Consider the following 13050-nt stretch of genomic DNA (forward strand, 5'->3'; position numbering starts at 1 on the left):
CTTTACATGAACAATATGAACGTAATTATTGCCGATGACCATCCGATTGTACTGTTCGGTATTCGCAAATCACTTGAGCAAATCGAGTGGGTGAATGTTGTTGGCGAATTTGAAGACTCCACAGCACTGATCAACAACCTGCCAAAATTAGATGCACACGTGTTGATTACCGATCTCTCTATGCCGGGCGACAAGTACGGCGATGGGATCACCCTGATCAAATACATCAAGCGTCATTTCCCAAGCCTGTCGATCATTGTTCTGACCATGAACAATAACCCGGCAATCCTGAGCGCGGTGCTTGATCTCGATATCGAAGGGATTGTCCTGAAACAGGGCGCGCCAACAGACCTGCCGAAAGCGCTGGCTGCGCTGCAGAAAGGCAAAAAGTTCACCCCTGAAAGCGTCTCTCGCCTGTTGGAAAAAATCAGCGCGGGCGGCTACGGTGACAAACGTCTCTCTCCGAAAGAGAGTGAAGTTCTGCGTCTGTTTGCCGAAGGTTTCCTGGTGACTGAAATCGCCAAGAAGCTGAACCGCAGTATCAAAACCATCAGCAGCCAGAAGAAATCAGCAATGATGAAACTGGGCGTTGAAAACGATATCGCACTGCTGAACTATCTCTCTTCCGTGACCCTGAGTCCGGCAGACAAAGACTGATTCTTGCAGACGTAAAAAAGCCCGGTAAGTTTCAGCGCTTACCGGGCTTTTTTATGCTCGCGTTTTCCTGACCCGCTCCGCATACACCGCCAGCGTCTGCCTGATAACGTCCAGCGTGACCGGCTTCGACAGACAACTGTCCATCCCCGACTCCAGACAGCGCTGCTTCTCTTCGGCCAAAGCGTTGGCCGTCACCCCAACTACCGGTAAAGTCAGCCCTAACTGACGTATGCGCTGTGTCAGTCGATAGCCATCCATATTCGGCATGTTTACGTCGCTCAGCACGATATCGATATGGTTTTTGCTCAGCACGTTCAGGGCATCCACGCCGTCATTGGCGGTTTTGCACTGATACCCGAGCGATCCCAGCTGATCGGCCAGCAGGCGGCGGTTAATCGGATGATCGTCAACCACCAGGATCATCATGTCATCATTGGTGGCCGCCGCTTTTTCCGGAGCCGGTAACGCGGAGGAGAGCTCCTCATCGTCCAGCTCAATACGGTAGATCCGGGCCAGCAGCGCCGGCAGTTCATGCGGCGACGCCACGCTGTGTACCCATTCCCCCGGCACCCTTTCCAGTGGAATACCAATGTGGCGCCGACAGAAAATCACCGCTGCCCGCCCCTGCCACGGCTGTTCCAGGGCATCGTCGGTGATCAACATGTCATCACTCGCCGGTGTCTGCCCTTCATAACGCATCACCTCAACACCGTTACGCGTCAGGCTGTTTTCGACAAACTGGCACAAAGACGCATTACGCACCGCCAACCAGCAACGTGTTCTGGCAAGTCCATCAAGCCCTTTTTTCGCCGGATACTGCGCGCCATACAGCGGAATACGCACTGTAAACTGGCTCCCCATCCCTGGTTCAGAATCAACCGAAATGTCACCATCCATCATGCTGATCAGCTTTTCGCAAATCGCCAGTCCCAGCCCCGTTCCCTGGAAATTGCGCTGCACGCCCGTACCGACCTGGAAGAACGGATCGAACAAGCGCACCACTTCTTTAGCCGGGATCCCGACGCCGGTATCCCGCACCCGAATGCTAAGATAATCATCGTCGCGGCTGACATGCAGCACAATGCAGCCGATGTCGGTGAATTTAATCGCGTTGCTCAACAGATTAGAAATCACCTGTTGCAGGCGCATCGGATCGCCATTAAGCGCAACCGGCACATTCGGTTCGATAAAGCAGTACAGCCCGAGCTGCTTGCGCACCACCAGCGGCAGATAGTTCGCGGTAATGTGGCTCATCACCTCACGTGGCGAGAATTCACGCGGCTCAATTTTCAACTGCTCCGATTCGATTTTCGAGAAGTCGAGAATGTCACTGATGATTTTCAGCAGCAGACTGGAAGAGTTATTCATCGCCGTCACCAGGCGATCGACCCCTTTTGGCAATTCTTTGGTTTGTAGCAGATCAAGGTTACCGATAATGCCATACAGCGGCGTGCGCAGCTCGTGGCTGACGGTCGCCAGGAACATCGATTTCGACTGACTCGCCTGTTCAGCCGCCTGCGCCATCTCCTGCAACGACTCCTCCATTTTGACGCGGGCGGAAACATCCACCAGCACGCAAATCGCCACGTTTTCATTGCGATAGCGGGAATGGACGAAGCTAATCTGCAAATTGGTGTTATTGCTGGTCAGCACATCGACAAAGTTCACCTGCTGTCCACAGATGATTTGCGTCAGCCGCTGTCGATCCTCATGGGTGAGCATGTTCAGATAGGTATGCGCCAGCTCGTTACTGAGGATGTTAATACCGTCAACGGTGCGCAGAATACAGATCCCGACCGGCGCGGACGCGACAATCTTACGGTTAAACTGCTCATGCTCTTCCAGCCGTTGGGCGTCGCTTTCCGCCGGAATAAAGATCCGTCGTTCGTACATCCGCGCGAGGGTAAACAGTGCCGCACCTACCAGCACATTCAGCAGAATGGCATTCAGAATCAGCATCCGGATCCGTTCCAGCACCAGATCGACCGGAACGGAATAGACGATGCTTAACGAAGACGGCGGCAGATTTTTCTTCAGCACCAGCTCACGAAAGCCCGGCGTATAGCCAAACCAGGAGCGTTCCTGCATCCAGCGAGGTTCCGCCTTGATGGTACTTTCCGGCCCGGTCAGCGAAATCAACGCATGCCCATTTTCATCCAGAATGGTCACGCCCATCGGCAGACTGCCCGGCGTAAAGAAATTTTCCATTCGAATGGATTGTTCAATGCCCAACAGGGCCTGCAGGCGGTTTGCCAGATAAACCGGCGTCAGCGCGTAGAAATAGCCGATCCCTGGACGTGGTCCCTGCGCCACCCAGTAGAGATTGTTTCCGGATTCATCCTGCGGCGCGTTGCGGTACTTCATAATCCGCTCGTGCAGCGTTTTCAGCGCGTTATCGCGCTCGACGGGCATATCGCGCAGGCCGAAATTCGCCATGCAGAGATTATCGCTGCCAATGAGAAATACACGATTCAGATCGTACGCAGCGGAAAAGTTGTCACGCCAGTAGCGCATGAACCACGCCAGCGACTCCAGCGATCCGCGCCAGGCGTTGCCCATTGCCGCGCAGTCGGAATCGGCAAACAGCGGCTGAAAGGTCGGCACCTCGGTTTTATCGTCACGCGACCGCGAAGACAACACGCCGTTCTCCGCCGTCAGGCGATTCTCCGCGATGTACTTGAGCTCTTTCATCACATCCGACGTGCGCTGAATGTAGCGCTGGGCCTGATCGGAACTGAGATTAAACTCCTGGCGGATCTCTGACTCCCGCTGATGCAAGGCGTTCACAATGTAGAACACCGAAGCAAAGGCAATCAGCAGCCAAATCAACAGCGCCAACGCTCTGAACAGATAGCGCGAGATTTTCAGGGTCGTGCGAAAGGATGCAAGGTATTTCAAAAGGGCGAAGCTCCGCCTCAGGCGATAAATGGAGTGTGGTTAAGGTAGCGGTAAATGCGCGTCGTCGCAATGCCCGCGCCTGCGTTTGCGGGAATATGATACACCGCTGAGAAACAGTTGCCGCAACCCCCGATAATTAGCGTTTGTCAGAAAATGGGTCACAGGGATGCCAGCATGCGCTTTTTGAGAGGGTTATACCCGCGACGCTTACGCAATCAGATGATCCTGATGGCGCTTCTGATGGTCATCGTGCCGACGCTGTCGATTGGTTATATCGTAGAAACCGAAGGACGGTCAGCAGTCTTATCTGAAAAAGAGAAAAAATTATCTGCCGTTGTACACCTGCTCGATCAGGCGCTGGGCGATCGCTTTACCCATTTTACGGCGCTGCCGCGGGACGAACGTATTCAGGCGCTGAATACCGAACTCGGCCCCATCACTGAGCGGATCACTCAGGCATTTCCGGGCGTCGGCGCGGGCTACTATAACAAAGCGCTGGATGCGATTGTGACCTACGCCCCTTCCGCGCTGTACCAAAATAACGTTGGCGTGACGATTGCCGCCGATCACCCCGGACGCGAAGTGATGCGCAGCAATGCCCCGGTCGTCTTTTCCGGTCGCCAGGTGCGCGGCGATATTCTTAACTCCATGATCCCCATCACCCGGGATGGCGACGTGCTGGGCTACATCTGGGCGAATGAGTTGACGGAAGATATCCAGCGTCAGGCGTGGAGGATGGACGTGCGCATCATTGCGGTGCTGGCGGCAGGTCTGCTCTGTAGCCTGCTCTTGATCGTGCTGTTTTCCCGACGCCTTGGCGCCAATATCGACATCATCACGGACGGTCTGTCGACGCTGGCGCAAAAAACGCCAGCGCAACTTCCCAATCTGCCTGGCGAACTGGGGCAAATTAGCCGCAGCGTTAACGCGTTGGCGCAAACGTTGCGTGAAACGAAAACCCTTAACGATCTGATCATTGAAAACGCCGCCGACGGGGTGATCGCAATCGACAGACAGGGCGATGTCACCACCATGAACCCTGCGGCGGAAATGATTACCGGCTATACGCTCAATGAACTGGTCGGTCGCCCCTATGCCACCCTCTTCTCCGACCCGCATTTTGCCAGCCCGGTTCTCGATACCCTGGCGCACGGGACGGAGCATCTGGCACAGGAAGTTAGCTTTCCGGCGCGCGACCGCACCATCGAACTCAGTGTCACCACCAGCCGTATTCATAACCCCAATGGTGAATTGATCGGTGCGCTGGTGATTTTTTCCGACCTGACCGCCCGCAAAGAAACGCAGCGTCGCCTGGCGCAAACCGAGAGACTTGCCACTTTGGGTGAACTGATGGCCGGGGTGGCGCATGAGGTACGTAATCCGCTCACCGCCATCCGGGGTTATGTGCAGATCATCCGTCAACAAACCAGCCTGCCTGTGCATCAGGAATATCTGTCCGTGGTACTAAAAGAAATTGATTCCATCAACAAAGTCATTCAGCAGTTGCTGGATTTCTCCCGGCCGCGACAAAGCCAGTGGCAGCAAGTGCTGCTCAATTCGCTGATCGAAGAGACGCTGATTCTGGTGCAAACCTCCGGCGTTCAGGCACGGATCACGTTCAACTTTGAACAGGATACGGGGCTGCCTGCCATCGTTGCCGATCGTGAACTGTTAAAACAGGTGATCCTCAATCTTTTGATTAATGCCGTGCAGGCCATCAACGCACGCGGTGAAATCCGCATTCGCACCTGGCAATATTCAGCCACGCAACAAGCCGTGGCGATTGAAGATAACGGCGGTGGGATTGATATCGCGCTACAGAAAAAGATTTTTGACCCCTTTTTCACCACCAAAGCCTCAGGAACAGGGCTTGGACTCGCGCTCAGCCAACGCATTATCAATGCTCATCAGGGTGATATTCACGTCTCCAGCATGCCCGGATGTGGCGCGACGTTTACCCTTATTTTACCGATTAACCCGCAGGGAAACTTGTCAGTATGAAAACCCGCTACCGTATCCTCATTGTGGATGACGAAGATAACGTTCGTCGCATGCTCACCACCGCCTTTTCGCTACAGGGGCATGAAACGCACTGTGCCAGCAACGGGGAGGAAGCGTTGCAGCGCTTTGCCGACGCTCCACCGGATGTGGTGCTGATGGATATCCGCATGCCGGAAATGAACGGGATCGACGCCCTGAAAGTCATGCGCACTCAGCAGCCGCGCATCCCCGTGATCCTGATGACCGCTTATGCCGAAGTCGAAACTGCCGTCGAAGCATTACGCAGCGGGGCGTTTGATTACGTGATCAAACCTTTCGATCTCGATGAACTGAATTTACTGATCCAACGCGCCCTGCAACTGCAGGCGATGAAACAGGAGATCCGCAACCTGCATCAGGCGCTGAGCACCAGCTGGCAGTGGGGACATATCCTGACCAACAGTCCGCGGATGATGGATATCTGCAAAGACACGGCGAAAATTGCCCTGTCGCAGGCCAACGTTCTGATCAGTGGTGAAAGCGGTACCGGCAAGGAGTTGATTGCGCGCGCTATTCACTACAATTCGCGCCGGGCAAACGGTCCGTTTATCAAAATCAACTGCGCCGCGTTACCGGAGTCGCTGCTGGAAAGCGAGTTGTTCGGTCATGAAAAAGGGGCCTTCACCGGCGCACAAACTCAGCGTCAGGGACTGTTCGAACGCGCTCATCAGGGAACGCTGCTACTCGATGAAATTGGTGAAATGCCGCTGGTGCTCCAGGCTAAATTACTGCGCATTCTGCAGGAACGGGAATTCGAACGCGTGGGCGGGCATCAGACGATTCAGGTGGATATCCGCATCGTCGCCGCCACCAACCGCGATCTCCATGCGATGGTGAAAGAAGGCGCTTTCCGTGAAGACCTGTTCTATCGTCTGAATGTGATTCATCTGCAACTTCCCCCGCTGCGCGAACGACGGGAAGACATTGCGCTGCTGGCTAACCACTTCCTGCAGAAATTCAGTTCGGAAAATCAGCGCGACATTATTGAGATCGATCCGGCAGCCATGTCAATGCTTACCACCTGGCCCTGGCCCGGAAACATCCGCGAACTTTCAAACGTCATTGAGCGGGCGGTGGTGATGAATACCGGCGCCGTCATTTTTGCAGAAGATCTGCCTGCCCCGCTCCGCCAGCCGGTGGGTGGTGGCAGCGAGATAAAGGCCACACAGCCTGGTGAACGCAATCTGAAAGAAGAGATTAAACGCGAAGAGAAGCGGATCATTATCGAGGTACTTGAACAGCATGAAGGAAACCGCACCCGCGCCGCCCTGATGTTAGGCATCAGTCGACGTGCCCTGATGTATAAATTGCAGGAATACGGTATCGATACGGCAGGCTTGTAGAACCAGAATCTGCTATGCAGAATTTTGCACAGTGCGCAAAATTCTGCATAGCATCCGCACTAAGATCACACAACACCCCCATGAATATTTAATTATATTCAACAGGTTAACTAATATCCCTGTCCGTTAGCCATTCTGGCATCCCGCTTGCTATTCCCTTTGTGTACCCAAAATGGAGTATGCAAAAGGGAAACATAATGAAAACAAAACTGATTACCTTACAGAACGCTGCCGGATTCTTTCGTGACGGCATGACCATCATGGTTGGTGGTTTTATGGGGGTCGGGACCCCGCCCCGCCTTGTCGAAGCCTTACTTGAATCCGGCGTCAGAGACCTGACACTGATCGCCAACGATACCGCCTTTGTCGATACCGGCATCGGCCCGCTGATCGTCAATGGCCGGGTGAACAAAGTCATTGCGTCCCATATCGGCACTAACCCGGAAACCGGGCGTCGGATGATCGCCAAAGAGATGGACGTTCAGCTGGTGCCGCAGGGTACGCTGATTGAACAGATCCGCTGCGGCGGTGCTGGACTCGGCGGCTTCCTGACCCCAACCGGCGTCGGCACTATTGTGGAAGATGGCAAACAAACCCTGACACTTGACGGCAAAACCTGGCTACTGGAGCGACCGTTGCGTGCCGACCTGGCACTCATCCGCGCGCACCGTGCCGACCCACTCGGCAACCTGACCTACCAACTCAGCGCCCGCAACTTCAACCCGCTTATTGCCCTCGCCGCCGATATCACTCTGGTGGAACCTGACGAACTCGTTGAGACAGGCGATCTGTTGCCTGATCAGATAGTCACCCCCGGCGCCGTTATCGACCATATCGTCATGCCACAGGAGAGCAAATAATGGATGCTAAACAACGTATTGCGCGCCGTGTGGCGCAAGAACTTCGCGATGGTGATGTTGTGAATTTAGGCATTGGCCTGCCGACGATGGTCGCCAACTATCTGCCGGATGACATTCATATCACCCTGCAATCAGAGAACGGATTTCTCGGACTGGGACCGGTCACGACCGCGCATCCCGATCTGGTGAACGCCGGTGGTCAACCCTGCGGAATATTACCGGGTGCGGCGATGTTCGACAGCGCGATGTCATTCGCGCTGATTCGTGGCGGCCACGTCGATGCCTGCGTACTGGGCGGGTTGCAGGTTGATGAACAGGCTAACCTCGCGAACTGGGTCGTGCCCGGCAAAATGGTCCCTGGGATGGGCGGCGCGATGGATCTGGTAACCGGAGCGCGCAAAGTGATTATCGCGATGGAACACTGCGCGAAAGACGGCTCGGCGAAAATCCTTCGCCACTGCACCATGCCACTGACGGCCCAACATGCGGTGCATATGCTGGTTACCGAACTCGCCGTGTTCCGCTTTATCGACGGCAAAATGTGGCTGACGGAAATCGTCGACGGGTGCGACCTCGATACTCTGCGAGCAAAAACAGAAGCGCAGTTTGACATTGCCGCCGATCTGGTCGTTCAGCGAGGTGAAGCATGATCGGCCGTATCTCGCGTTTCATGACGCGCTTCGTCAGTCGCTGGCTGCCCGATCCCCTGATTTTCGCCATGCTGCTGACGCTGTTGACGTTCGGCATCGCGCTGTGGCTGACGCCGCAAACGCCGATCAGTATGGTGCGTTTCTGGGGGGATGGCTTCTGGAATCTGCTGGCCTTCGGGATGCAGATGGCGTTGATCATCGTGACAGGTCACGCGCTGGCCAGTTCCGGTCCGGTGAAAAACCTGCTGCGTACTGCCGCGTCTGCCGCAAAAACGCCCGCGCAGGGCGTAATGCTGGTGACCTTCTTTGGCTCCGTCGCCTGCGTCATCAACTGGGGCTTCGGTCTGGTAGTGGGAGCGATGTTTGCCCGTGAAGTTGCCCGTCGCGTGCCGGGATCCGATTATCCGCTGCTGATTGCCTGCGCTTATATCGGTTTTCTGACCTGGGGCGGCGGCTTCTCCGGCTCGATGCCCCTGCTGGCGGCAACGCCGGGTAACCCGGTGGAACACATTGCGGGCCTGATTCCGGTCAGCGACACCCTGTTTACCGGTTTCAACATCTTCATCACTCTCGGTCTGATTGTGGTCATGCCGTTTATCACCCGCATGATGACGCCAAAACCGTCGGATGTTGTCAGCGTCGATCCGAAACTGTTGATGGAAGAGCCTGATTTCCAGAAGACCTTGCCAGCAGATGCGCCTCCGTCCGAAAAACTGGAAGAGAGCCGAATCCTGGCGCTGATCATTGGGGCATTAGGCATCGCTTATCTCGGGATCTACTTCGCCGAGAAAGGGTTCAACATCACCATCAACACCGTCAACCTGATGTTTATGATTGCCGGTCTGCTGCTGCACAAAACGCCGATGGCCTATATGCGCGCCATTAGTGCCGCTGCGCGCAGCACCGCCGGTATCCTGGTGCAGTTCCCGTTCTATGCCGGTATCCAGTTGATGATGGAGCACTCCGGTCTCGGAGGACTCATCACCGAGTTCTTCATCAACGTCGCCAATAAAGACACCTTCCCGGTCATGACCTTCTTCAGCTCTGCGCTGATCAACTTTGCCGTGCCGTCAGGCGGTGGCCACTGGGTTATTCAGGGACCGTTCGTCATGCCAGCCGCGCAAGCGCTAGGGGCCGATCTGGGTAAATCCGTGATGGCGATTGCCTACGGCGAGCAGTGGATGAACATGGCGCAACCCTTCTGGGCGCTTCCCGCACTGGCCATCGCCGGGTTGGGGGTTCGCGACATCATGGGGTACTGCATCACCGCCCTGCTTTTCTCCGGTGTCATTTTTGTTGTCGGTCTGACCTTTTTCTGACGGCAGCGACTCACTTTTAAGGAACAGAAGATGAAAAATTGTGTCATCGTCAGCGCAGTACGTACCGCCATCGGCGGCTTCAACGGCGCGCTGGCCACCACCAGCGCCATCGAACTTGGCGCGACTGTGATTAGCGCCGCGCTGGAACGCGCGCAACTCGACCCGCAACGTGTGGATGAAGTGATCATGGGCAACGTGTTGCAGGCCGGTCTGGGACAAAACCCGGCGCGCCAGGCACTGTTAAAAAGCGGCCTTAGCGAAACCGTCTGCGGGTTTACCGTCAACAAAGTCTGCGGTTCAGGGCTCAAAAGCGTCGCACTGGCCGCCCAGGCAATTCAGGCCGGTCAGGCACAGGCGCTGGTTGCTGGCGGCATGGAAAACATGAGTCTGGCCCCCTATCTGCTGGATGCGAAAGCCCGCTGGGGTTATCGCCTCGGCGACGGCCAGTTGTCGGATGTGATTCTGCGTGACGGTCTGCTCTGTGCCACCCATGGTTATCACATGGGGATCACCGCCGAAAACGTCGCCCGTGAATACGGTATCAGCCGCGACATGCAGGATGAGCTCGCACTGCTCTCTCAGCAAAAAGCGGTCGCCGCCATCCATTCTGGCGCCTTTGAGGCCGAAATTGTGCCGGTCAGCGTCACGTCGCGTAAAAAAACCATTGTCTTTGACCGCGACGAATTCCCCAAGGCTGACTCAACAGCAGAAGGTCTTGCGGCACTGCGTCCGGCGTTTGATAAGGCCGGCACCGTCACCGCTGGCAACGCCTCTGGGATCAACGACGGCGCGGCCGCGCTGGTGGTCATGGAAGAATCTGCCGCACTGGCGGCAGGACTGAAACCGCTGGCACGCATTAAGTCATATGCCAGCGGCGGCGTCGCGCCAGCGCTGATGGGGATGGGGCCGGTACCCGCCACGCAGAAAGCCCTGCAACAATGCGGATTGCAGCTTTCCGATATCGATCTGATTGAAGCCAATGAGGCGTTTGCCGCGCAGTTCCTTGCCGTCGGCAAGACGCTGGGCTTCGACCCACAAAAGGTGAACGTGAACGGTGGCGCGATTGCGCTTGGGCATCCGATCGGCGCCAGCGGCGCGCGGATCCTGGTGACATTGCTGCATGCGCTTTCCGCCAGGGATAAAACGCTGGGTCTGGCAACGCTGTGCATCGGCGGCGGTCAGGGTATTGCAATGATTGTGGAAAGGATGAATTAACCCCTGGGGTCCCCTGGTTAGACACTAAATCCTTCGAGTCGCAGGACAACAGGCAGCAGGCATTTTGAACAACGCTTGCGCTGGCTTAAAGGGACGAGGCTCATGGACGAGCTGGGTCGCTTCGTCGCCAACACAGAGGCTGCTTGAAGGATAAAGTGTATCTGTCATAATAAACAAAACCGAGGGACCTCAATGAACATTATCGAACAACTTCAGTTACTGGTAAAAACAGGTACGCACGCGGAGCAAACAATTAGCCGTTACATTCTGGCTACATTATCGGGCGCGGAAAAACTGACGTCGACGGCAATTTCAAAAAAGACGCAAACCAGCCAACCCTCCATTGTTCGCTTTGCGCAATCTCTCGGTTATACCGGCTTTACTTCATTTAAATATGATTTAATTAAGTGTCTGCGCAGCGAACCTGAGGCACTGCTTCCGGCCCAGGCAACGAAAAACAATGTTATTCTTGGCGAGTTTATTAATAATAATAACCCTGCGGCCCTTAATACTTTCTTTGAAATTATTAATTCCAGCCGTAACCTCTATTTCTGTCATCCGCGAGAACTGAGTTCATTACTCAGCAATATCATTCAGGATTATAGTGATATTGGTAAAGTCTGCATTCCCGTAGAGTACCAGAATGCCCATTCATTGCTGACAAACACCCTGACGGATTGTGATTCCGTGATCCTGCTTCCTGGACTCAAAGATGAGCCGGATAATCAACTCATTACCTTGATTCGTGAGCATGAGGCCGCCTCACTGGCAGTCGCCTGCCATCAGAGCGGCGCGACGCTTGCCGATGTAACCTTATATACGCCTCAGTCCAGCGTCAGCCCCCTCAGTTTCGCCGCACTGAAAATGTCTTTACACACGCTTTTTTTCCACGCGCTGCAATATTGCTATCTAAATATGAATAATGAAAAGGCGCCTCATAAACGATGATCATCGACCGGGTTGAGGGGGAATAACGAACCCTGCCTTAATCAGAGAAATTAAAGCCAGAAAAACGGTTTATGAGGCGTAAACTACCGATGAGTTATAACTGTACAATACGTCCTGTCGATAACGAATGATGCACGGCTTCACATATTAACGTCGCCTGCAACCCATCATCAGCGGTTGCCAGATAAGGGGTATCAAATAATATGTGCTCAACAAAATCATGTATTGGCTGAATCCCATAGCCACTGGCTTTATTATTAACGTAATTAATAAAATTATAATTTGGCGTTGCACTGCGCTGAGGGGTGAACATTTCATATCCCCGCAACTGCGCGTCGGCGCGATAATAGTTATTCTCGGTAATAACAAAACTACGACCATCGTTTGCTTTGGGGAATGAAGGTGGTAAGCACCACCCCACTTCAACGGTCCATTGCGCGCCATTATCAAAGGTGACAAACGACTGAATGGTATCCCAGGAATCAACGCCTTCCGCCACCAGCTTCTTCTTCTGCCCTATCGCATAGACGCTCACCGCATTGGCGCCGTTCATATAATATCTAATCAAATCAAAACAATGCGTTCCGAGAAAATGAACGGGAGAACTCTCATTCGCCCATGACAGCCAGTTTTTCGGCACGTCGATAATATCGTCCATGCTCATATAGCCACGCAGGACCTGACCGGTTTCGGGTTTCAGCAACTCATGGTGAATATGCTGTGCCATCCCGTCCCAACGCTTGTGGTAATCAACGCCAATCTTCACTCCTTGTTGCTGCGCACAGCGGATGATTTCCCGACATTCCGCTGACGTTGTCGCCATCGGTTTCTCAATCAGCACGTGTTTGCCCGCCCTGATGGCTTCAATCGTGGCATCAAAGTGGAACGGATCCGGCGTCGCGATTGATATCAGATCAACGTCCGTCGCGGCAAACAACTCTGCCAGCGAGGCATAACCAGGCACCTGAAACTCCGCCGCAACGTTGGCGCGGATGTCCGGATTGATCTCGCAAAACCCCACCAGGTTCACCCACGGATTATAGTGATACGCATTGATATGATGTTTGCCATAAATACCGGCCCCCACCACCGCGGCATTGATTTTGTTCATTACACATTT

General features: G+C 54.6%; 10 protein-coding genes. 8 read left to right on the forward strand and 2 right to left on the reverse strand.

What is annotated here, in order from left to right; translation table 11 throughout:
• The first annotated feature begins 6 nt into the window (after nucleotides 1-6).
• The gene (rcsB, locus tag ACQ0PY_RS15785; RefSeq protein ID WP_001061917.1) at nucleotides 7-657 is read left to right on the forward strand and encodes a response regulator transcription factor RcsB; all 651 of its coding nucleotides are present in this window, start codon (nucleotides 7-9) and stop codon (nucleotides 655-657) included.
• A gap of 51 nt (nucleotides 658-708) precedes the next feature.
• Here rcsB and rcsC read toward each other — a convergent pair whose 3' ends face one another.
• On the reverse strand, nucleotides 709-3555 hold the full coding sequence (rcsC, locus tag ACQ0PY_RS15790; protein ID WP_044266185.1) for a two-component system sensor histidine kinase RcsC: 2847 nt from the start codon (nucleotides 3553-3555) through the stop codon (nucleotides 709-711).
• A 174-nt stretch (nucleotides 3556-3729) separates the two neighbouring features.
• Here rcsC and atoS point away from each other — a divergent pair, with 174 nt between their 5' ends.
• The 7 genes from atoS (at nucleotide 3730) to ACQ0PY_RS15825 (ending at nucleotide 11930) form a co-directional block, all read left to right on the forward strand.
• The gene (gene atoS / locus ACQ0PY_RS15795) at nucleotides 3730-5556 is read left to right on the forward strand and encodes a two-component system sensor histidine kinase AtoS (RefSeq protein ID WP_446894154.1); all 1827 of its coding nucleotides are present in this window, start codon (nucleotides 3730-3732) and stop codon (nucleotides 5554-5556) included.
• Nucleotides 5553-6938, forward strand: coding sequence for an acetoacetate metabolism transcriptional regulator AtoC (gene atoC, locus ACQ0PY_RS15800; RefSeq protein ID WP_109740415.1), 1386 nt, complete (start codon nucleotides 5553-5555; stop codon nucleotides 6936-6938). The genes atoS and atoC overlap by 4 nt, the downstream gene beginning before the upstream one ends.
• A 197-nt stretch (nucleotides 6939-7135) precedes the next feature.
• Nucleotides 7136-7798 (forward strand): acetate CoA-transferase subunit alpha, encoded by a 663-nt coding sequence (atoD, locus tag ACQ0PY_RS15805; RefSeq protein WP_043000064.1) that lies wholly within the window; start codon nucleotides 7136-7138, stop codon nucleotides 7796-7798.
• Entirely contained in the window at nucleotides 7798-8448 is a 651-nt protein-coding gene (locus ACQ0PY_RS15810; protein ID WP_043000063.1) for a 3-oxoacid CoA-transferase subunit B, read from the forward strand. The genes atoD and ACQ0PY_RS15810 overlap by 1 nt, the downstream gene beginning before the upstream one ends.
• A complete protein-coding gene (locus tag ACQ0PY_RS15815; protein WP_043000062.1) occupies nucleotides 8445-9767 on the forward strand; it encodes a TIGR00366 family protein in 1323 nt (440 codons plus the stop codon). The genes ACQ0PY_RS15810 and ACQ0PY_RS15815 overlap by 4 nt, the downstream gene beginning before the upstream one ends.
• Nucleotides 9768-9797: 30 nt before the next feature.
• Nucleotides 9798-10982: an acetyl-CoA C-acetyltransferase gene (locus tag ACQ0PY_RS15820; protein ID WP_109740416.1), complete on the forward strand. Its 1185-nt coding sequence runs from the start codon at nucleotides 9798-9800 to the stop codon at nucleotides 10980-10982.
• A gap of 192 nt (nucleotides 10983-11174) precedes the next feature.
• Nucleotides 11175-11930: a MurR/RpiR family transcriptional regulator gene (locus ACQ0PY_RS15825; protein ID WP_043000060.1), complete on the forward strand. Its 756-nt coding sequence runs from the start codon at nucleotides 11175-11177 to the stop codon at nucleotides 11928-11930.
• A gap of 94 nt (nucleotides 11931-12024) precedes the next feature.
• Here the strand turns inward: ACQ0PY_RS15825 and ACQ0PY_RS15830 are convergent, their stop codons facing one another.
• Nucleotides 12025-13041 (reverse strand): Gfo/Idh/MocA family protein, encoded by a 1017-nt coding sequence (locus ACQ0PY_RS15830; RefSeq protein WP_044258571.1) that lies wholly within the window; start codon nucleotides 13039-13041, stop codon nucleotides 12025-12027.
• Nucleotides 13042-13050 lie beyond the last annotated feature (9 nt).

Source organism: Citrobacter sp. LST-B2 (assembly GCF_057983045.1).

Coding starts and splice junctions, on each gene's coding strand:
- ACQ0PY_RS15820 (WP_109740416.1), top strand. CDS start 9,798: ATGAAAAATTGTGTCATCGTCAGCGCAGTACGTACCGCCATCGGCGGC.
- ACQ0PY_RS15810 (WP_043000063.1), top strand. CDS start 7,798: ATGGATGCTAAACAACGTATTGCGCGCCGTGTGGCGCAAGAACTTCGC.
- ACQ0PY_RS15815 (WP_043000062.1), top strand. CDS start 8,445: ATGATCGGCCGTATCTCGCGTTTCATGACGCGCTTCGTCAGTCGCTGG.
- atoD (WP_043000064.1), top strand. CDS start 7,136: ATGAAAACAAAACTGATTACCTTACAGAACGCTGCCGGATTCTTTCGT.
- ACQ0PY_RS15830 (WP_044258571.1), bottom strand. CDS start 13,041: ATGAACAAAATCAATGCCGCGGTGGTGGGGGCCGGTATTTATGGCAAA.
- ACQ0PY_RS15825 (WP_043000060.1), top strand. CDS start 11,175: ATGAACATTATCGAACAACTTCAGTTACTGGTAAAAACAGGTACGCAC.
- rcsB (WP_001061917.1), top strand. CDS start 7: ATGAACAATATGAACGTAATTATTGCCGATGACCATCCGATTGTACTG.
- atoC (WP_109740415.1), top strand. CDS start 5,553: ATGAAAACCCGCTACCGTATCCTCATTGTGGATGACGAAGATAACGTT.
- atoS (WP_446894154.1), top strand. CDS start 3,730: ATGCGCTTTTTGAGAGGGTTATACCCGCGACGCTTACGCAATCAGATG.